Here is an 18,903-nt window from a genome sequence, read left to right as displayed (position 1 = left end):
TCTCGGCAGCGCCCGTGCGGGCGGTCAGAGCGGCAGCGGGGTGCCCGGCGGCGGGGCGGCCGCGCACGCGGCGTCGAGCCGGATGCGGTAGGCCATCACGGCGTCCGGGTCGTCGACGAGGTCGACACGGACGCCGGGGGTCTCCAGGACGGCCTGGTCGCCGATCTCCGGGGCGGGGACCCGCAGCAGGTGCAGGGGCGGCATGGCGGTCATGGCGTGCGGCGGGTGGTCCAGCGGCACCACCTGGACGGTGATGTGCTGCTGCTCCATCGCCTCGGCCAGCGCCTCCCGCTGCCCCGCCATCGTCTCCGGGTCGCCCACCCGGGTGTGCAGGGCGGCGGCCGGGAGCAGGGCCCACAGGGCCGTACCGCGCTCGCGGAGCCGACGCTGCCGCTCCCGCAGCAGCTCCACGCGGCTCTCCAGGCGGGCCGGGCTGTCGTCGGGGTAGCGCATCCGGTACAGCCCGGCGGCGTAGGCGGAGGTGCGCAGCAGCTCGGGCACGAGGGCGGGGTGCCAGGTCCGCACCAGGCTGGCCGAGGACTCGACCCCGATGACGTCCTGCTGCCAGCTCTCCATGGCGTCCCGCCAGTGGTGCCACCAGCCGGGCAGGTTCGCGGCTCCGAGCCCGGCCAGGATCGGCTCGGCGACGGCGGGCGGAGCCCCGTAGCACCGCAGCAGCTCGGTGACCTGCCGGGCGTCGAGCCCGGTCTCGGCCCGCTCGATGCGCCGTACGGTCGCGGGGTGCGCGTCCAGGGCCTCGGCGGCGGCCCTGAGGGTGACGCCCGCCTGTTCCCGCAGTATCCGCAGCCGGGCCGCCAGGACGCGGTGCTGCACCGTGGGACCGGAGCGGGGACGCATGCTCGTACCTCGTTCGTCGAGCTCCGGGGCGGAGCCGTGGACACTCTGTCGCTTGCAAAGTATGCGCTTTGCGCCGAGAGTACATACATGTCGGAAATAGTCAGTTGCGCGGAACGCGCTCCGGAAAACGGGGGAGTCAGAGGTGCACACAGCTGGTGGGTCCCCCGGTTGCCAGGGGGCGTTCCCGAAGCCCGTCACCGGGTGCAGGAGGCGATGCGCGCGTGGGGAGAACCCGCGGAACGCATCGAGGCGGCGGCCCTGATAGTGACCGAACTGGTCACCAACGCCGTGCAGCACACCAGCACCCGCCGGATCCGCTGTCGGCTTCTCCGCTCGGCGGACGGGGTCCGGATCTGCGTGTGGAACCGCGGCCGGGCCCGTATCCCGGCCCCCGCGTCCCCCACCACCTCGGCGGGACGGCCCGTGGCGGCGGCTCCACCGGCGGACGGCCCCGACGGCGACGATTCGCTCGACTGTCTGGCCGAGGACGGCAGGGGGCTCCTGCTCGTGGACGCGCTGGCCGCCCGCTGGGGCACGCGCGCGGCGCTCGCCGGGTGCCTCGTCTGGGCCGACGTCTGAGCCCGGCGCCTCCGCCGCGTACGTGATCAGGCTCAGGGACTCCCCCCGCGCGATCAGGCTCAGGGACTCCCCCGCGCGACCGTGCGGGGACCGTGATCAGGCGGGAACCGTACGGCACTCCGGGTGACCCCAGCCGTTCGGGTTCTTCGCGATCGGGTCCTTGGCCGCGTACGGCTTGCCGCAGTGGCACCGACCGGCGAACCGCGCCTTGATCGTGCCGCCGGACGACGACCGCCCGGCCCGGGACGCGCCCGCCGCACTCTTCGCCTTCGCACCGCCCGCGCCGCCGCCCGTCTCCGTACGCCCCTTCGTGGAGCGCGCCTGGGCGGGTACGGGCAGGGCGGTCGCGCCGTGCGCCGTACCCGCCGCCCGCTGCGCCACCGCCGCCTCGCTGGCGGCCTGGTCGGCGAGCGCGTTGAGCGGGTCGCCGTCCACCTGGTGGGCGGGCACATAGCGGAACGCCACCGTACGGGCAGTGAGCAGCGCGTCGATCCGGGTGACCAGCTCACGGTTGGCGACCGGCTTGCCCGCCGAGGTCTTCCAGCCGTTGCGCTTCCACCCCGGCAGCCACTTGGTCACGGCGTTCATGGCGTACTGCGAGTCCATCCGCACCTCGACGCGCACCGCCGGGTCGACGGACTCCAGGAGCTCGGCCAGCGCGGTCAGCTCGGCGACGTTGTTCGTCGCGGTGCCCAGCGGGCCCGCCTCCCAGCGCTGCGGGGTGCCCTGCGCGTCGGCGACGACCCAGGCCCAGGCGGCCGGTCCGGGATTTCCCTTGGACGCCCCGTCACACGCGGCGATGATGCTCTCGTTCATCCCTCGATCATGCCAGCCCCGCATGACCGTTCCGGTCCGCGCCCAGGCACCCCGCCGCCGCCCCTTCTCACCCGCCGGGTGCGGCCGAAGGGGTGGGGCGGTGCACCCATCGGAGCAGGACCACCGAGCAGACCGCCGCGAACGCGCACCAGGTGGAGATGAACTCCGTCCGCCACAGCGCGACGCAGACGACCGCGCCCACCGCCACCAGGACCCCGAGGAGGCGCAGGATACAGTCGCCGGAGAGCAGGAGAGCGCCGACCGTGGCCAGGAGGTAGCCCGCCACGAGGAGCTGGGCGTACGGAAGGTCGACCGCGTACCCGAGAGTACGGCCGCGCACCTCCGCCGTGACGGGCCGGACGGCGAGGGCGTACGCGAGGAACGCGGCGGTCACCGCTCCGGCCGCGAGCGGCACCACCAGTCGGCCACGGGCCGGGCCGGGCGCCGCGCAGAAGACGCCCAGCGGCACCCAGAGCGCCAGCAGGGGCAGGGCGATCACCGCCCAGGCGAGGGTGGCGGGGCCGGGGCCGCCGTCGGCGTTCCACACCACCGACTCGATGATCTGGTGGGCGCCGAGCAGCAGCGGCAGCGCTGCCAGCGGGAGATCGCGGAGCCGACGGGTGCGCGCGAGGGTGACCGCTCCGATCGCGGCGATGCCCGTACCGGCCACCAGGTCGGCGGTCGCGCTCCAGCACATGGCGTCACCCCCGGGGCCCGGACTCGCGCGGACAGGTCGTCGTCCGGCCCACGCTACGGCTCCGGGGGCCGTGGCGTGCGGTGGCGCACCCGGGGGGGAGCCGTCCCACACATCCTCTCGATCTGTCGACATGCTGCCGACGCGCGCGGTGTTGACCTCAACCAAACTTGAGGTTCTAGCGTTCTCGGTATCCCCGGGGCCGCACCGGCCGACGGGGCCCGTACAGGTCCTTTATCAGCAGGTCGACAGAGTCGGAGCGCCCCATGGACATGGAAGTCACCGCATGGACATCGCTGCACAGCGCGATGAACGCCGAGCAGGACCGGCGCCCCTTCTCCAAGGCGACGCTACGCCGCATCCTGGTCTTCGCCCGGCCCCACAGGTCACGCATCCACCGGTTCCTGCTGCTCAGCGTGGTGACCGCGCTCCTCGCGGTGGCCACCCCGGTCCTCGCCGGACGGGTGGTCGACGCCATCGTGCGGGGCGCGGACTCCGGGACGGTCACCCGGCTCGCGCTGCTGATCGCGCTGATCGCGGTCGTCGAGGCCGGGCTCGGCCTGCTCACCCGGTGGCTGTCGGCCAACCTCGGTGAGGGGCTGATCCTGGATCTGCGCACCGCCGTCTTCGACCATGTGCAGCGGATGCCGGTGGCCTTCTTCACCCGCACCCGGACCGGCGCCCTGGTCAGTCGGCTCAACAACGACGTGATCGGCGCCCAGCGCGCGTTCAGCAACACGCTCTCCGGGGTCGTCTCCAACGTCGTCACCCTGCTGCTGACGCTCGCCGTGATGCTCACGATCTCCTGGCAGATCACCGTGCTCGCACTCGTCCTGCTGCCCGTCTTCGTCATCCCCGCCCGCCGTATGGGGGCCAGGATGGCCGGAATGGAGCGCGAGGCGGCCAACCACAACGCCTCCATGGGCACCCAGATGACCGAGCGGTTCTCCGCCCCCGGCGCCACCCTCGTCAAACTGTTCGGCCGCCCGTCGCACGAATCCGCCGAGTTCGCCGAGCGGGCCCGCCGGGTGCGGGACATCGGGGTGCGCTCCGCCATGGCCCAGTCCGCGTTCATCACCGCCCTCACTCTGGTATCCGCCCTGGCGCTCGCCCTGGTCTACGGGCTCGGCGGCTACTACGCGCTGCGCGGCACCCTGGAGCCGGGGGCCGTGGTGGCGCTGGCCCTGCTGCTGACCCGGCTGTACGCCCCGCTGACCGCGCTGGCCGGGGCCCGGGTCGAGGTGATGAGCGCGCTCGTCAGCTTCGAGCGGGTCTTCGAGGTGCTGGACCTCAAGCCGCTGATCGCCCAGAAGCCGGATGCCCGCGAGGTGCCGGAGGGCCAGGTCTCGGTGGAGTTCGAGAAAGTCTCCTTCGGCTATCCGTCCGCCGAGAAAGTCTCCCTCGCCTCGCTGGAGGAGGTCGCGACGCTGGACAACCGGGGCGGCACCCCGGTCCTGCACGAGGTGTCCTTCCGCGCCGAGCCGGGTCAGATGATCGCCCTGGTGGGATCGTCGGGCGCGGGCAAGTCGACGATCGCCCAGTTGCTGCCCCGGCTGTACGACGCGGACGCCGGTTCCGTACGGCTGAACGGCGTCGACGTACGCGATCTGAGCGCCGACTCCATCCGCGACACCCTGGGCATGGTCACCCAGGACGGGCACCTCTTCCACGAGTCCGTACGCGCCAACCTGCTCCTCGCCCGGCCCGACGCCTCCGAGGAGGACATCTGGGACGCCCTGCGCCGCTCCCGGCTGGAGGGGCTGATCGCCTCGCTGCCGGAGGGGCTGGACACGGTGGTAGGCGAGCGCGGTTACCGGCTCTCCGGCGGTGAGCGCCAGCGCCTCACCATCGCCCGGCTGCTGCTGGCCCGTCAGCGGGTCGTCATCCTGGACGAGGCGACCGCGCACCTGGACTCCACCTCCGAGGCCGCCGTCCAGGAGGCCCTGACCGAGGCGCTGGAGGGGCGGACCGCCGTGGTGATCGCCCACCGGCTCTCCACCGTACGGGCGGCCGATCAGATCCTGGTGGTGGAGGCGGGCCGGATCGTCGAGCGGGGCACGCACACCGAACTCCTCGCGGCCGGAGGGCGGTACGAGGAGCTGTACCGCACCCAGTTCGACCGGCCGTCGGCGGACGAGGCCCAGCCGGTCGGCCGATAGGGGATCGGCCTCAGCGGCGGACGAGGCGGGGGCGTCCCGTGGCGCGCAGGCGCCGCAGGGCGTCCCCGCCGCAGTTGCGCAACTGCTTGGGCGAGACCCGGGCGCGGTGGCCTCCGTTGGTGACGAGCGCGTTCACGGAGGTCATCGGGTCCGCCGCCATGGACTTGGCCAGCAGCACGCCGACCACCAGCGGGAGCAGCGTGACGGCGAGGGCGGTGCCCGCGGTGGTGACGTGCTGGATGCGGGGGCGGCGGCGGGCTTCGGAGTCCATGGCCTCATTCGACCAGCGGCGGCGCGGTGGAACATCGGTGCGGATACTCAGCGGTGACGGACCCGCGTACTCAGGTGCCCACATACGCACGGGCCCGCGCACCCGAGTCCCCACGCACGCACGGGCCCGCCCGCTCACGTGCCTGCGTACCCACGTCCCCGCATACTCCGACGCCCGTACGGGGACGCTGGGGACGCGGCCCCGGACGGCCGCCGGACCACGGGAGGACCACGCCGATGAGTGACAACCCTGGACAGCGGAGTGACAGCCCCGGACAGCGGGCGGGGCTCCCCGCCGCGACGGTGTTCGACGCGCTGGGAGCCGAGTACGAACGGGCGTTCGCCGGTTCCGCGGCCCACCACGCATCGCTGGACTGGCTGCTGGAGCGGCTCGCCCCGGGCAGCCGGGTGCTGGACGTGGGCAGCGGGACGGGCGTACCGACGGCGCGGCGGCTGGCCGGGGCGGGGCACCGGGTGGTGGGCGTCGACGTCTCCCCGGTGATGACCGCCCTGGCGGCCCGGCAGGTGCCGGACGCCGAGTTCCGCCGAGGGGACGTGCGCGAGCTGCCGTGGGCGGACGGGGAGTTCGACGCCGCCTGCGTCTACTTCTCGCTGCTCCAGATGTCACGCGGTGAGCAGACGGAGCTACTGGGCCGGCTGGCCCGGGCGGTGCGGCCCGGCGGACTGCTGGCCGTGGCCACCGTGCCGGTGGACGCGGCGGAGGCGAGCGTGGTGTTCATGGGGCAGCCGGTCGTGGTGTCGAGCTTCGGCGAGGCGGAGTTCACCGCTCTGGTGGCCGGGGCGGGGTTCGCGGTGGAGGAGCGGCAGAGCGTGCTGTTCACCCCGGACCACCCGGCGGGCGCGCCCGAGCCACATCTCTTCCTGCACGGCCGCCGCCCCTCCTGAGGTGCCCGTGAAGTGCCCCCCACGGCCAGCCGTCGGGGGCACATCCGTATGTACAGGCCCTGCCGTCCCGCAGGGCTCGAACACCTCATTGGCAATCACAAAGAACAAGCCGAATGAATGACAAGAATGGCGCATTCGCGTTCCTTCACGAGAAGGTAATGCGATAGCAAAGTTCTGGTCTATATGCTCAGGTGTACTCGTATCCGCCGGAACGTCAAAGGAATGGCTGGACACGTTCAACGTCCGGTAAAACATGAGGTGAGGCACAGTATCCAATTCCGAACACGCATACGTATTTAAGCAACGCATTCGCCGATATGACCCGACCACACCGCTCCCCGGCACCCCCGGATGCAGGAGGCAGGCCACCTTGAACCCGCTTGTCGGACACCCCCGGACTTTCACCCGGCGCGACGCCGCGAACGCAAAGAAAACCGCGCGCCCCGCGCCCGGCCGGCCCCCCAGACCTCACCGCGTGAGCCGTGGCGCAGTGCACCCCGGCTCGATCAGCGTTCACCGGCCGGAGAGCGGCCCGTTGTCCGGCCGCCTCTGACGGCTTCCCGCCCCCCACCCGTCCGCGCCCGGCCCCCGCCGGGAGCGGACCTCACCCCCAAGGGAATCGTCACCCGTGATCTCCGTGAAGGAACTCAAGAACCCCCACGTCGTACGACGTGACCTGATGGCGTCACTCGTCGTCTTCCTGGTCGCCCTCCCCCTCTGCCTCGGCGTCGCCGTGGCCTCCGGCGTACCGGCCGAACTGGGCCTGGTCACCGGCATCGTCGGCGGCCTCGTGGTCGGTCTGCTGCCGGGCAGCAAGCTCCAGGTCAGCGGGCCCGCCGCCGGGCTCACCGTGCTCGTCTACGAGGCGGTCACCGAGTTCGGCCTCGCCACGCTCGGGCCGATCGTCCTGGCCGCCGGACTGCTCCAGGTGGTGCTGGGCGTGGCGCGGTTCGGCCGCTGGTTCCGCGCCATCTCCGTCTCCGTGGTGCAGGGGATGCTCGCCGGGATCGGCCTGGTCATCGTGCTGGGCCAGGTGTACGCCATGGCCGACACCGAACAGCCGGGCACCGCGCTCGCCAAGCTCGCCGGGCTTCCCGGCCTGGCCGCCGAGATCGCCACGAACAACGAGGCCCTGACCGCCTTCGGCCTGGGCGCCGGGACCGTCGCCGTCCTGCTGCTGTGGCCGAAGCTGCCCGCCCGCGTACGGATCGTCCCCGCGCCCCTCGCCGCGGTCGGTCTGGCCACCGCCGTCGCCGCCCTGGCCGGGCTGCGGCCCCTGGTGGCCGATGTGAACGGCCTGCTGCACGCCATCGAACTGCCGGGCGCGGCCGAATTCGGCAACCTGGCGAACGTGGCCGTCATCGGCACCGTCCTCGCCTTCGCCCTGATCGCCTCGGCCGAGAGCCTGTTCAGCGCGGCGGCCATCGACCGGATGCACGACGGACCCCGTACGGACTACGACAAGGAGCTCGTCGCGCAGGGCGTGGGGAACACGATCTGCGGGGCGCTCGGCGCGCTGCCGATGACCGCGGTCATCGTCCGCAGCGCCGCCAACGTCCAGGCCGGGGCCACCACCGCGCTCTCCCGGGTCGCCCACGGTCTGTGGCTGCTGCTCTTCGCGGCCCTGCTGCCCGTCGCCATCGGCATCATCCCGCTCGCCTCGCTCGCCGGAATCCTGGTGCACGCCGGATGCAAGCTGGTGCCATGGAAGGAGTTCGGCCCGCTCTGGCGCGAACACCGCGGAGAGGCGATCCTGCTGGCGGTCACCGCCGTGGCCATCGTGGTGACCAACCTCTTCGAGGGCGTGGTGCTCGGCCTGCTGCTGGCCGTGGTCAAGTCGGCCTGGGAGACCTCCCACGTACAGCTCTCCACCCGCGAGCTGACCGGCGGCCGGGTCGTGGTGACGCTCACCGGCAACGCGACCTTCCTGCGGCTGCCGCGCATCCTGGAGCAGTTGGAGAAGCTGCCGCAGGACCAGCCCATAGAGCTGGACCTGAGCGGACTGCGCCACCTCGACCACGCCTGCCGGGTGGCCCTGGAGAACTGGGCGCGCCGCCACAACGACGCGGAGACCGACCCGGTGACGATCCGCCGGTAGCCCAGGGGCCCGGTGTGGTTCAGGCCGCCGTGCGGGTCGCCGAGCGCTTCACATAGGCGCCCGGCGTCTCCCCGAAGTAGCGGCGGAAGGCGAGGATGTAGCCGTTGGTCGAAACGAAGCCGACCCGCGCGGCGACCGTGCTCACCATGTGTCCGGCGGCGAGCAGTTGCAGCGAGTGGTTCAGCCGGAGCCGGGTCCGCCACTCGGAGAAGGCCAGGCCCGTCTCGGCGCGGAAGGCCCGGCGCAGGCTGGTCGAGCTGGTGTAGAGGCTCTCGGCCCATTCGGAGGCCGTACGGGGGTCCCCCGGGTTGCGCATCAGCTCACCGGCCACGGTCGCGGCGGACCGTCCGGTGGGCTGGGGCAGCGGCAGTACGTCACGGTGGCCGGAGCACAGGACGGCGAAGACCGCCGGGTCCTCCTCGGTCACCTCCGAGGCGCGCATCCGGCTGAGCAGCAGCCGCCGCTGGGCGTCGGAGACGTTGACGCTGGTCACCTCGGAGTAGGGCAGGCGGTGCAGCCCTGGGTCGAAGTTCTCCGGGACCACCAGGGAGTCGCGGTCGAAGCGGGCGCTGTGCGGGATGCCGGCGGGGATCCAGAGCGCGACCGACGGGGAGAGCTCGTGGTCGCGGCCGAGGGCGGTGACGACGATCCGGCCCAGCGGTACGTGGAGGAACTGGTGGAAGTCGTGGACATGGGTCGGGTGTCCCCCGGCCGCGATGAAGTCGTCGTCCACCAGGGCCCCGGGCGCGGGCTCGGCTCCGGCCGGCACCTCGGACGCGGGCTCGGCTCCGGTCGGGGCCACGGTCCGCAGGGCAGCTTCCGCCACACCGTCCTCCAAGCAGCGCGGGGCCGGTTTCTTGACCCCTGATTGTGAGTGGAACGGCTCCGGCATTGGACCGCCCCCACGTTTGCTAAGGGTAACCTAACCTGCCGCTTGCCCAGGTGAGGAGCCCAGGAATCCCCATGTACGCCACGTCCCCGCCGGTGACGTCACCACCACCGCCGTCACCGGCGAGGACCTCCTCCTCGCGCGGTACGGCGCTGGTCGTGGCCGCCTGCGCCGTTCTCTTCCTCGTGGTCGTCGCGAGCATCGCGCTCGGCTCCCGTGACATCTCCCCGCCGGAGGTGGTGCGCATCCTGCTGCACCCCGACGGCACCGGCTACAACAGCCATGTCCTGTGGACCGAACGCATCCCGCGCACCCTGCTCGGGCTGACCGTGGGGGCCGCGCTGGGCGCCTCGGGGCTGATGATGCAGGCGCTCACGATGAACCCGCTGGCCGACCCCGGCATCCTGGGCGTCGAGCAGGGCGCGGCGATGTTCGTCGTCCTCGGCATCCTGTTCCTCGACATCACCGGGGCCACCGGCTATTTCTGGCTGGCCCTGGCCGGGGCCGGGGTCACCTCGGCGCTCGTCTATCTGATCGGGACCCGGACCAACGCGGGCAGTTCCACCCTCGGGCTCGTGCTGGCCGGGGTGGCGCTCGCCGCCGTGATGTCCTCGCTGATCACCCTGCTGGTCGTCCGGGACGAGGCGGTCTACGCGCACCTGCGGTTCTGGTCGATGGGGCAGCTCACCGGCCGGGCGAAGGTGCTCGGCGAGATCCTGCCGTTCGCGGTCGCCGGACTGCTGCTGGCGCTGCCGTTCGGGCGCACGCTCAACGTGCTGAGCATGGGCGAGGACGCGGCGCGCGGGCTCGGGGTCCGGGTCGAGCGCGCCCAACTCCTCGGCGCCGCGGTGGCGGTGCTGCTCTGCGCGGCCGCGACCGCCGCCGTGGGGCCGGTGGCGTTCGTCGGCCTGGTGGCCGCCCACTGCGCCCGGATGCTGGCGGGGGCCGACCACCGCTGGTCGCTGCCGCTGTCGATGGCGTGCGGGGCGATCCTGCTGATCGGCGCCGACATCGCGGGCCGCCTGGTGCTGGACAACGGCGAGATCCAGGTGGGCGTGATGACGGCGGTCGTCGGCACCCCGTTCTTCGTCTGGCTGGCCCGCCGCCGGAATCTGGTGCGTGTCTGATGAAGCTGCTGATACGTTCCGCCGCACCCGACTCCGCGCCCGGGACCGAGCCCGGGACCGAGCTCCGTACGGCGACCCTGGCCCGGCTGCGGGCGGACCGGCGGGCCCGGTCACGGCGTACGGTCCTCGCCGTCACCGTCCTCACCGTGGTGCTGACCGGGCTGCTCGTCGCCTCGGTGCTCCTCGGCGGGGTGGGGCGGGTCGACCCGGCCGACGTACTGCCCGCCGCGTTCGGGATGCGTACCGGACTCGCCGACTACATGATCTTCCGCATCCGGATGCCGCGCGCCCTGGCCGCCCTGCTCTCCGGTGCGCTGTTCGGCCTGGCCGGGGCGCTGTACCAGCGGCTGATCCGTAACCCGCTGGCCACACCGGACATCGTCGGGATCTCGGCGGGCGCGGGCGCCGGTGCCACCACCGTGCTGCTGCTCGCCCCGGCTCTCCCGTTCGGCACACCGCTCGCCGCCGTCGCCGGGTCGCTCGTCCTGCTGGGCCTGGTGTACGCGCTGAGTCTGCGCGGCGGGCTCAACACCTACCGGCTGGTGCTGGTGGGGATCGGGCTGAGCGGGGTCTGCACCGCGTACACCAACTACCTCTTCAGCCTGGCCGACCAGCACAGCATCGCCGTCGCGATGCGCTGGCTGATCGGCAGCGTCAACGGCGTCGACTGGACCGGGGTGTCCACCCTCGCCATCGGGCTCGTCGTCTGCGCGCTCTGTGCGGCGCGGCTCGGCCGCCCGCTGGGCTCCATGTCGCTCGGCGACGAACTGGCCACCGGGCTCGGCACCTCCGTGCCCCGCGCCCGGGTCGCCGTCCTCGCCCTGGGCGCGGCTGCGGCGGCGCTCGCGACGAGCGTCGTCGGGCCGATCGGGTTCGTCTCACTGATCAGCGGGCCGATCGCGGCCCGGCTGGTCGGCGCGGACCGGGCCTTCGGCCTCGCCCCGTTCGTCGGCGCGGCCCTCGTGCTCGGCGCGGACGTCCTCGCCCAGAACGCCCCTCTGATCAGCCCGGTCCCGACCGGGGTCCTCACCGCGCTGCTCGGCGCGCCCTACTTCGTCTGGCTGATCCTTCGGCGCAGACCCGGAGCCACGTCGTGACCCACCACATCGAAGCCCGCTCCATCACCGCCGGGTACGGCAAGGTCCCGGTCATCGACGGCCTCTCGGTCGCGATCCCGGCCGGGGAGATCACGGCGCTGGTCGGCCCGAACGCCTGCGGCAAGTCCACGCTGCTGAAGTCCATCGCCCGGCTGCTGCCGATCGCCTCGGGTTCGGTGCTCCTGGAGGGCTCCGACATCCACGCGATGCCGACCCGCGAGGTGGCCCGGAAGCTGGGCATCCTGCCGCAGTCCCCGGTCGCCCCGGAGTCCATCACGGTCGGCGATCTCGTCTGGCGGGGCCGCCATCCGCACCGCAGGTTCGGCCAGCGGCGCACGGCGGCCGACGACGGGCTGATCACCGACGCACTCCTGGCCACCGGGACCGCCGAACTGATCGACCGGCCGGTGGACGAGCTCTCCGGCGGCCAGCGCCAACGCGTCTGGATCGCCCTCGCGCTCGCCCAGGACACCCCGGCGCTCCTGCTGGACGAGCCCACCACCTACCTGGACATCGCCCACCAGTTCGAGGTCATGGACCTGCTGGGCGATCTCAACGAGAAGACCGGCAAGACGATCGTGCTGGTCTCCCACGACCTCAACCAGGCCGCCCTGTACGCCGCGTCGATCGTCGCCATGCGCGACGGCCGGATCGTGCACCAGGGACCGCCCGAGCAGGTGCTCACCGAGGAAACCGTCGCCGACGTGTTCGGTCTGAACTGCGTCGTCGTCCCCCACCCCCGTACCGCGAAGCCCCAGATCTTCCCCCTGGGCCGCCGCACCCTCACGCTGGAGAAGTGAACCATGCCCCTTTCCGTACGCCGTCGGCCGCTCACCGCCGCCCTGCTCGCCTCCGCCACCTGCCTCGGCCTCCTCACCGCCTGCGGGGGCTCCTCCGACACCGGTTCGTCCGGCGGGAAGGACGGGAAGGCTGCCGCTGCCGGTGACGGCTCCTTCCCCGTCGCCCTGACCAACGCCTGGGGCCGTACGGAGGTCAAGGAGAAGCCGCTCCGGGTTGCCACCGTCTCCGACGGCGACACCTCCATCGCCCTGGCGCTCGGTCTGGTCCCGGTGATCACCCCGGACGTGGAGGACGGCGACCCGGTCGCCGAGTACAAGCAGCGGGCGATCGAGAAGCTGGGCGAGAAGAAGCTCAAGACGTACGACAACACGGACGGCACCGACTACGAGGCGATAGCCGCCGAGGAGCCGGACATCATCCTCGGGGTCAACACCTGGGAGATGGACACCGACTACGCCAAGCTCACCCCGATCGCCCCGGTCGTCACCTTCGCCGACAAGAAGGAGGCCAACACCATGACCTGGCAGGAGCGGCTCAAGACCGCCGCCAAGGCGCTCGGGCTGACGGAGAAGGCGGAGGAGGTGATCGCGGCCAACGAGAAGACCGTCAAGGAAGCGGCGGCGGCCCACCCGGAGTTCAAGGGGAAGACGTACACCTACTCCGTCGTCCACCCCGAGCAGATCACCTATATGTCCTTCGCCGACCAGGACCCGGGCGTCTTCGAGCAGTTGGGGCTGGTGAAGCACCCCCGGTCCAAGAACTACTCCGCCGACAAGGACAGCGTCAGCCTGGAGAACCTGGACGAGCTGGAGGCCGACGTCCTGCTGATGACCTACCCGTTCGGCAACGAGGGGCTGCTCTCGGCCTCGGAGCTGGAGAGCAACAAGCTCTTCCAGTCCCTGGACGTGGTGAAGAACAAGCACTTCGCTGTGGTGCCCTCCGAGAACACCCTGGCCTCCGCGATCGCCTACCCGGACGCGCTCAGCGCCCCTTGGGTGGTGGAGAACCTGACGCCGATCCTGGCGAAGGCGGTCGCGGGCAAGTGACCCGCCTTTAGGACCTGTCGGCCGTCTCCCGCACGATGTCGGTGAGGCGGCCTTCAGGCATGGTCAGCAGACGGCGGCCCCGGGCGACGGTGTCCGCCCGGTGGGCGATCACGATGAGGGTCCGGTCCTCGGCCAGGGCGGAGAGCGCCTCCTCGATACGGGCGGCGGCCCGGCGGTCGACCCCGGCGGTCGCCTCGTCCAGGATCAGCACCGCCGGATCGGTGAGCGCGGCCCGTACCACGGCGACGAGTTGGCGCTCCCCGGCCGAGAGGGTCCGGGTGGAGACGGCGGTGTCGAGCCCGTACGGGAGCGAGTCCACCCACTCCGTCAGCCCGAGCAGCCCGAGGGTGCGGTCCATGGCCGCCCGGTCCGGACTCCCCGCCGTCATCGACAGGTTCTCCGCGAGTGTGCCGTCGACGAGGGGAACCTCCTGCGGTACGAGGACGATCCTGGAGCGGAGCCGGCCCGGGTCCACCGCGGCGAGGTCATGGCCCGCGAAGCGGACGGTGCCCCGGTCGGGGGCGTACATCCCCGCCAGGAGCTTGCCCAGGGTGGACTTGCCGGAGCCGGTCTCCCCGGCGATGACGAGCCGTTCGCCGCTGTCGACGGTGAGCGTGAGCCCGTCGAGCACGTTCCGCCCCTCGCGGTAGCCGAACCCGACGCCGGTCAGGGTGAGTTCGCCCCGGGCGGGCAGGGCGGGACCGGCGGTCTCGCGTGCCGCTCCCCCGGTCGCGCGCAGGAGGTCCAGGAGCCGGGCGAGCCGTACGTGGGCCTCGCGGGCGTCCCCGACTGCTCCCGCGAGATCCTCGAAGCGGTGGAAGATGTCCCGGGTCGCGAGGACGAACACCACGGCCACGCCGACGCTCAGCGCCCCCTTGCCCACCATGACCGCGCTCAGCACCAGCAGCCCCGCCACACAGGCCGCCTGGAGCAACGCGAGCTGGTTCAGGCGCAGTTCGGTGCGGACCTCGGCGCTCTGGGCGTCCTGGAGCCGGGCGTTGTCGCGGGCGAACCGCTCCAGCCAGCGTGGTACGGATCCGCTGATCCTCAACTGCTCCTGCGCGGGCAGCGATTCGGCGAACCCGGAGGCCACCGCCGCCTCGGCGGAGGCCACTTCGGCGTAGACGGCTCCGGCCCGGCGGTGGAACGCGCGCACGATCAGCAGGGCGGGAGGGATGAAGGCGAGCAGCAGGAGGGCGGTCAGCGGCCAGGAGTACAGGGCGAGCATGGCGACGGTGAGGAGGAGGACCGCGGCGGCGGTGGCGAGGTCGGGCAGGGTGGCGGCGGCGAAGGAGGCCAGCCCGTTGATCTCGCCCGTCAGCCTGCGCAGCAACTCCCCGCTGCGGTGGGCCTCCAGGAACCGCAGCGGGGCCGACCCCACGGCGGCGACGGCCCGTTCGCGGAGTCCGGCGAGGACGTGTTCGCCGGTCCGGATCAGCCAGTAGCGGGAGAGCCAGGTGAGGACCCCGCTGCCCGCGACGAGCAGCAGCAGGAGCAGCACCCCGCGCAGCAGCCCCGCCCGGTCGCCGCCGCCCGCCGCGTCGATGACCCGGCCGATCGCCGCGGTGACGCCGACGGCGGCCCCGGCTCCGGCGAGGTTGAGGAGGACGGTGGCGGCGAGGGCGAGGCGGTGCCCGGCGAGAAAGGGGGCGGCCCGGCGGAACACGGCGTGCTGGTCGGGGAGGTCGGTGAGCAGTGTGGGTTCAGCCATGGAGCGGTTCCTGTTCACGAGCGGGCGCGGTGTCCCCGGCGCGGGGTTCCACAGGTGCGGTCTCCCCTGCGCCGGGTCCCAAAGGTGCGGTCTCCCCTGTGCCGGTCGCCGCCGCGAGGGCGATCTCCCGGTCGGCGCGGGCCCGGACGGCGGGGGCGTGGGTGGCGAAGAGGACGATCCGGTCGGTGGTGGCGGCCCGGAGCCGGTCCAGCACCTCGGCCTCGGTCGCCGCGTCCAGGGCGGAGGTCACATCGTCGAGCAGCAGCACCGGGCAGTCGCGCAGCAACGCCCGGGCCAGGGTGACCAGTTGACGCTGTCCGCCGGAGAGCGCACCGCCGCGCTCCCCCACCTCGGTCTCCAGGCCCTCGGGCAACTGGGCGAGGGCCAGGTCCAGTCCGGCGGTGTGCGCGGCGGCGGCGACCTCGGCGGGTGGGCGGTCGCCGGGGAGGAGAAGGTTCTCGGTGACGGTCCCGTTCAGCAGGAGAGGCCCTTCCGGGACGAGGCCCACCAGGCGATGGAGCTGTTCCGGGTCCAGGGCATCCAGCCGTACGTCCCCGAAGGCGGCGGTGCCGGAGGCGGGCACGAGCTGGGCGATCGCGCGGAGCAGGGTGCTCTTGCCCGAGCCGGTGGGGCCGGTGAGCACCACCCACTCACCGGGGGCGGCGGTCAGGGTCAGTGGCCCGACGGCCGCACGGTCGGGGCGCCGTACGGTCAGCCCGTCCACCCGCAGGACGTCCCGCCCGGGCAGATCGACGTACGGGCGGGGTGGTTCGGGCAGGTCCAGGACGCGGGCGATCCGGTCCGCCGCGACCCGGGCCTCGGCGAAGTCCCCGAGGCGGGCGATCATCGCGTTGACGGCGAGGGAGACCGTACCCATCCAGAGGACGAAGGTGGTCAGCGCCCCCACCGTGATCCGCCCGTCGGCCACGGCGAGACCACCGGCCAGCAGCCCGGCGGTGACCGCCAGCAGCGGGACGGAGAACGCGACGGCCTCCCACACCGATCCCACCGAGGCGAGCCGCTTCGTCGACCGGGTCACCTCGGCGCTGTGCCGGTGGTGCCGCTCCACCAGGACGTGGTCGGCGCCGACGCCCCGCAGCGGCAGGAGGGCGGAGAGGAGTTCGTCGGCGGCGGAGCCACGGGCCCCGTGGGCCGCCGCGAGGTGCTCGGCGCGGCGGCCGAAGAGCGGCGGGAACACCCGGTTGACGACGAGGAGTACGGGGACGGTGGCGGCGGCGACCAGCAGGAGGAGCGGGTCGAGCCCGCCGACGGCCGGGACCAGGACGAGCGCGGTGAGGCCGATGACCACCCAGGTCGTCAGGCCGTGGATCCAGACGACAACGGTGTCCACATCGCGGGTGGCGCGGGTGGTCAGGTCACCGAAGGTGCCGGTGCGGCGCTGGAGGGTGTCGGTGTCGACGGCGAGGATCGCCCGCAGCAGCCGGGTGCGCAGCCAGGTCCCGGCCCGGTTGTCGGCGAGCGTGGCCCACAGTTGCCAGCCCCGCATCCCGGCGTACTCGACACAGGCGGCGGCCAGGAAGCCACCCCCGTACAGCAGGGCACCGCCGGGCGATCCGGCCTGCACCCCCTCGTCGACGGCCCGGCCCAGCAGCCAGGGCATGGCCAGGAAGGCGCTCTGCCGCAGGGCGGCCCAGGCCACCGAGCGCAGGAAGTGGCCCCGGACCTGGGAGAGGGCATGGCGGAGGAGCCGTATCGCGGGGTCGGCGGGGCTGCGGGAGAAGATCACGGGCGGCTGCTGTCCTCGGTCACGGGCGGCGGCGGTGCGGGCGGGTCCGGTCACCGTAGGAGCGGGGCTCCGGCCGTGGTCCAAGGCAGAGAGCGGCCGGTCGAAGCCGCGGGCCCTCAGCGGGGCAGCCCGCCCGGAACGGGGCGCGCAGTGGCACCGGCTGGACGGCGGGTTGGATCGCAGCTCACTCGTCCGGCCTAGCCTGGGGGCGTACCGGATCCGAAGGAGCAGCAGCTGTGTCCACCCGCAACCCCCGCCCCGTCGTCACGTTCCCCATCGTGCTGAGGGAGCTGACGGTGCTGCGCGTCGCGGACGTCACCCCGGGCATGCGCCGGGTCACCCTCGGCGGCCCGCAGTTGCACGCGTTCCACCGGGACGGGCTGGATCTTCCGGCGCTGCGCACGGAGGGGTTCGACGACCATGTGAAGTTCTTCTTCGCGGAGGGCGACGCGCCGCCGGTGCTGCCGGGGCAGAACGTCAGCAGCCTGGAGTGGCCGGTGGACGCCCGGCCGCTGGCCAAGGACTACACGCCGGTACGGTTCGACCCGGAGGCCGGGGAGATCGACTTCGACTTCGTCCGGCACGAGGGCGGGGTGGCCTCGGCCTGGGCGCAGCGGGTGAAGCCCGGTGAGGTGACCTGGATCGCCGGGCCGAAGATGTCGCACGGCCATCCGGAGGGCGCGGACTGGCTGCTGGTGATCGGTGACGAGACGGCGCTGCCCGCGATCGCCCGGTGGCTGGCCGAGATGCCTGCGGGCACCCGGGCCCGGGTCTTCATCGAGGTGGGCGAGGAGAGCCACCGGCAGGAGCTGCCGACCGCCGCCGACGCCACCGTCACCTGGCTGTTCCGCGACGGCGCCCCCGCCGGGACCACCGATCTCCTGGAGCAGGCGGTCCGGTCCATGGAGTGGCTGCCCGGCGCGGTCTACGTCTGGGCGGCGGGCGAGGCCATCACGCTCAAGGGCATCCGCCGCCACATCGCCGTCGAGCGCGGGGTGCCGCGCGGGCAGAGCCACTTCACGGGGTACTGGCGGCGCACCGACCCGGCCCCGGGGGCGTCGGCGGACGCCGTACGGGAGGACGAGGAAGCACACGACCGGCTGCACGAACTCACCGACCTGGCACCGGGTTTCGCCATCCGGACCGCTGTCACCCTCGGCCTCTTCGACCTCGTACGCGCCGGGGTGTCCGGCTCCGCCGAGCTGGCCCGCCGGACGGGCACGGACCCGTCGCTGCTCGGCGCGCTGCTGGCGTACCTGGTGGCGATCGGGCTGCTGGAGGAGGACGGCGGGGGCCACCGGCTGACCCCGGTGTCCGAGGAGCTGGTCGAGGACGACCACTCGTCGGACGAGTACCACCTGGGCGGCGCGCAGGCGGCGATGGACCTCTCCCTCTCGGGCCTGCTGCACACACTCCGTACCGGCGAGCCCGGCTACCGGACCCCCGGCGGCGACTGGGTGGCCACCGCCATGCGCACCGACGAGCGGCTGGCGGGTACGGCACGCGCGGCCGTGGAGGAGGAGGCCCGCTGGGTCGCGCCCGGAGTGTCGGGGGCGTACGACTGGGCCTCCGTCGCCACCCTGACGGCGGGCGGCCACGGGGTCGGCACGCTGGTGAACGCCCTGGTCAAGGCGCATCCCGCATTGCGCGTACGGATCGCGGCGCTGCCGTCCGAACTCCGGGTGCTCGACGAGCAGATCCTCGACACCGACGTCTCCCCCAACGTCGAACTGATCCCGCAGACCGGGCCGGTGCCGCATGGGGGCAGCACCGTCCTGGTCTCGCGCCTTCTGGAACGGCTGGCCGACGAGGACGCCGTACTGGCACTCACCGAGGCGGCCGCCGCCCTGCCCCCGGACGGGACGCTGCTCCTGGTCGAGCAGATCCGCCCCGTGGCCGGGGACGAGGACGCCACGCTCCAACACCTGCGGCTGGCCTGCCTGTTCGGCTCGGGGCTGCGCTCGCAGGACGAGCTGGGCGCCCTGGCCGCTCGGGCCGGTCTGCGGGTGCGCCGCTGCGACGACATCGGCTGGGACCACCGGCTGTGGGTGCTGGAGCGCCCGGCCGGCCGGTGACGCCCCGGCGCGGGCGGGGCGTCACCGAGC

The 18,903-nt window shown here is 73.0% G+C and carries 16 protein-coding genes; 9 read left to right on the top strand and 7 right to left on the bottom strand.

Features of this window, described 5'->3' with window-relative positions; all coding sequences use genetic code 11:
- Nucleotides 1-24: 24 nt before the first annotated feature.
- Nucleotides 25-858 (bottom strand): Scr1 family TA system antitoxin-like transcriptional regulator, encoded by an 834-nt coding sequence (locus tag ACFW9Z_RS14720; RefSeq protein WP_384639643.1) that lies wholly within the window; start codon nucleotides 856-858, stop codon nucleotides 25-27.
- A gap of 168 nt (nucleotides 859-1,026) precedes the next feature.
- Here ACFW9Z_RS14720 and ACFW9Z_RS14715 point away from each other — a divergent pair, with 168 nt between their 5' ends.
- Nucleotides 1,027-1,437, top strand: coding sequence for an ATP-binding protein (locus tag ACFW9Z_RS14715; RefSeq protein ID WP_384639640.1), 411 nt, complete (start codon nucleotides 1,027-1,029; stop codon nucleotides 1,435-1,437).
- Between the two features lie 96 nt (nucleotides 1,438-1,533).
- Here ACFW9Z_RS14715 and ACFW9Z_RS14710 read toward each other — a convergent pair whose 3' ends face one another.
- Nucleotides 1,534-2,253 carry a ribonuclease H gene (locus ACFW9Z_RS14710; RefSeq protein ID WP_384639637.1) on the bottom strand — a complete coding sequence of 240 codons (720 nt, stop codon included), beginning with the start codon at nucleotides 2,251-2,253 and terminating at the stop codon, nucleotides 1,534-1,536.
- A 67-nt stretch (nucleotides 2,254-2,320) separates the two neighbouring features.
- Entirely contained in the window at nucleotides 2,321-2,950 is a 630-nt protein-coding gene (locus ACFW9Z_RS14705) for a DUF6629 family protein (protein WP_384639635.1), read from the bottom strand.
- Between the two features lie 263 nt (nucleotides 2,951-3,213).
- Between ACFW9Z_RS14705 and ACFW9Z_RS14700 the strand changes: the two genes are divergently transcribed.
- A complete protein-coding gene (locus tag ACFW9Z_RS14700) occupies nucleotides 3,214-5,106 on the top strand; it encodes an ABC transporter ATP-binding protein (protein ID WP_384639632.1) in 1,893 nt (630 codons plus the stop codon).
- 10 nt (nucleotides 5,107-5,116) lie between these two features.
- Here the strand turns inward: ACFW9Z_RS14700 and ACFW9Z_RS14695 are convergent, their stop codons facing one another.
- Complete coding sequence (locus tag ACFW9Z_RS14695; RefSeq protein ID WP_384639629.1) at nucleotides 5,117-5,377, bottom strand: hypothetical protein; 261 nt, start codon at nucleotides 5,375-5,377, stop codon at nucleotides 5,117-5,119.
- A 236-nt stretch (nucleotides 5,378-5,613) separates the two neighbouring features.
- Between ACFW9Z_RS14695 and ACFW9Z_RS14690 the strand changes: the two genes are divergently transcribed.
- On the top strand, nucleotides 5,614-6,282 hold the full coding sequence (locus ACFW9Z_RS14690) for a class I SAM-dependent methyltransferase (RefSeq protein WP_384639626.1): 669 nt from the start codon (nucleotides 5,614-5,616) through the stop codon (nucleotides 6,280-6,282).
- A gap of 628 nt (nucleotides 6,283-6,910) precedes the next feature.
- On the top strand, nucleotides 6,911-8,380 hold the full coding sequence (locus ACFW9Z_RS14685; protein ID WP_384639623.1) for a SulP family inorganic anion transporter: 1,470 nt from the start codon (nucleotides 6,911-6,913) through the stop codon (nucleotides 8,378-8,380).
- Nucleotides 8,381-8,399: 19 nt separating this feature from the next.
- Here the strand turns inward: ACFW9Z_RS14685 and ACFW9Z_RS14680 are convergent, their stop codons facing one another.
- The gene (locus ACFW9Z_RS14680) at nucleotides 8,400-9,206 is read right to left on the bottom strand and encodes an AraC family transcriptional regulator (RefSeq protein WP_384639620.1); all 807 of its coding nucleotides are present in this window, start codon (nucleotides 9,204-9,206) and stop codon (nucleotides 8,400-8,402) included.
- 137 nt (nucleotides 9,207-9,343) lie between these two features.
- On the opposite strand from ACFW9Z_RS14680, the gene ACFW9Z_RS14675 reads away from it, so the two are divergent.
- From ACFW9Z_RS14675 to ACFW9Z_RS14660, 4 genes are read left to right on the top strand one after another with little or no spacing between them, the layout of a single operon-like run.
- Nucleotides 9,344-10,396: a FecCD family ABC transporter permease gene (locus tag ACFW9Z_RS14675; protein ID WP_384639618.1), complete on the top strand. Its 1,053-nt coding sequence runs from the start codon at nucleotides 9,344-9,346 to the stop codon at nucleotides 10,394-10,396.
- A complete protein-coding gene (locus tag ACFW9Z_RS14670; RefSeq protein WP_384639615.1) occupies nucleotides 10,396-11,493 on the top strand; it encodes a FecCD family ABC transporter permease in 1,098 nt (365 codons plus the stop codon). The genes ACFW9Z_RS14675 and ACFW9Z_RS14670 overlap by 1 nt, the downstream gene beginning before the upstream one ends.
- Entirely contained in the window at nucleotides 11,490-12,293 is an 804-nt protein-coding gene (locus ACFW9Z_RS14665) for an ABC transporter ATP-binding protein (RefSeq protein ID WP_384639613.1), read from the top strand. Before ACFW9Z_RS14670 ends, ACFW9Z_RS14665 begins: the two co-directional genes overlap by 4 nt.
- 3 nt (nucleotides 12,294-12,296) lie before the next feature.
- Nucleotides 12,297-13,340, top strand: coding sequence for an ABC transporter substrate-binding protein (locus ACFW9Z_RS14660; protein ID WP_384639610.1), 1,044 nt, complete (start codon nucleotides 12,297-12,299; stop codon nucleotides 13,338-13,340).
- A 7-nt stretch (nucleotides 13,341-13,347) separates the two neighbouring features.
- On the opposite strand, the gene ACFW9Z_RS14655 is transcribed toward ACFW9Z_RS14660, so the two are convergent.
- Nucleotides 13,348-15,051, bottom strand: a complete 1,704-nt coding sequence (locus ACFW9Z_RS14655) for an ABC transporter ATP-binding protein (RefSeq protein WP_384639607.1) — start codon at nucleotides 15,049-15,051, stop codon at nucleotides 13,348-13,350.
- Complete coding sequence (locus tag ACFW9Z_RS14650) at nucleotides 15,044-16,852, bottom strand: ABC transporter ATP-binding protein (RefSeq protein ID WP_384639604.1); 1,809 nt, start codon at nucleotides 16,850-16,852, stop codon at nucleotides 15,044-15,046. Before ACFW9Z_RS14650 ends, ACFW9Z_RS14655 begins: the two co-directional genes overlap by 8 nt.
- 182 nt (nucleotides 16,853-17,034) lie before the next feature.
- Here ACFW9Z_RS14650 and ACFW9Z_RS14645 point away from each other — a divergent pair, with 182 nt between their 5' ends.
- Nucleotides 17,035-18,873, top strand: a complete 1,839-nt coding sequence (locus ACFW9Z_RS14645) for an SIP domain-containing protein (RefSeq protein ID WP_384639601.1) — start codon at nucleotides 17,035-17,037, stop codon at nucleotides 18,871-18,873.
- Nucleotides 18,874-18,903 lie beyond the last annotated feature (30 nt).

The sequence above is a fragment of the Streptomyces sp. NPDC059452 genome (assembly GCF_042750035.1).
In the GTDB taxonomy this organism is placed as follows: domain Bacteria; phylum Actinomycetota; class Actinomycetes; order Streptomycetales; family Streptomycetaceae; genus Streptomyces.
Note: the sequence above shows the minus strand (reverse complement) of the source record. Positions and strands in the feature narration are given on the sequence as shown.

Bases quoted from the DNA above. Each gene is read 5' to 3' on its own strand.
- ACFW9Z_RS14720 (WP_384639643.1), bottom strand. From the start codon at position 858: ATGCGTCCCCGCTCCGGTCCCACGGTGCAGCACCGCGTCCTGGCGGCC.
- ACFW9Z_RS14710 (WP_384639637.1), bottom strand. From the start codon at position 2,253: ATGAACGAGAGCATCATCGCCGCGTGTGACGGGGCGTCCAAGGGAAAT.
- ACFW9Z_RS14705 (WP_384639635.1), bottom strand. From the start codon at position 2,950: ATGTGCTGGAGCGCGACCGCCGACCTGGTGGCCGGTACGGGCATCGCC.
- ACFW9Z_RS14700 (WP_384639632.1), top strand. From the start codon at position 3,214: ATGGACATGGAAGTCACCGCATGGACATCGCTGCACAGCGCGATGAAC.
- ACFW9Z_RS14695 (WP_384639629.1), bottom strand. From the start codon at position 5,377: ATGGACTCCGAAGCCCGCCGCCGCCCCCGCATCCAGCACGTCACCACC.
- ACFW9Z_RS14690 (WP_384639626.1), top strand. From the start codon at position 5,614: ATGAGTGACAACCCTGGACAGCGGAGTGACAGCCCCGGACAGCGGGCG.
- ACFW9Z_RS14675 (WP_384639618.1), top strand. From the start codon at position 9,344: ATGTACGCCACGTCCCCGCCGGTGACGTCACCACCACCGCCGTCACCG.
- ACFW9Z_RS14670 (WP_384639615.1), top strand. From the start codon at position 10,396: ATGAAGCTGCTGATACGTTCCGCCGCACCCGACTCCGCGCCCGGGACC.
- ACFW9Z_RS14660 (WP_384639610.1), top strand. From the start codon at position 12,297: ATGCCCCTTTCCGTACGCCGTCGGCCGCTCACCGCCGCCCTGCTCGCC.
- ACFW9Z_RS14655 (WP_384639607.1), bottom strand. From the start codon at position 15,051: ATGGCTGAACCCACACTGCTCACCGACCTCCCCGACCAGCACGCCGTG.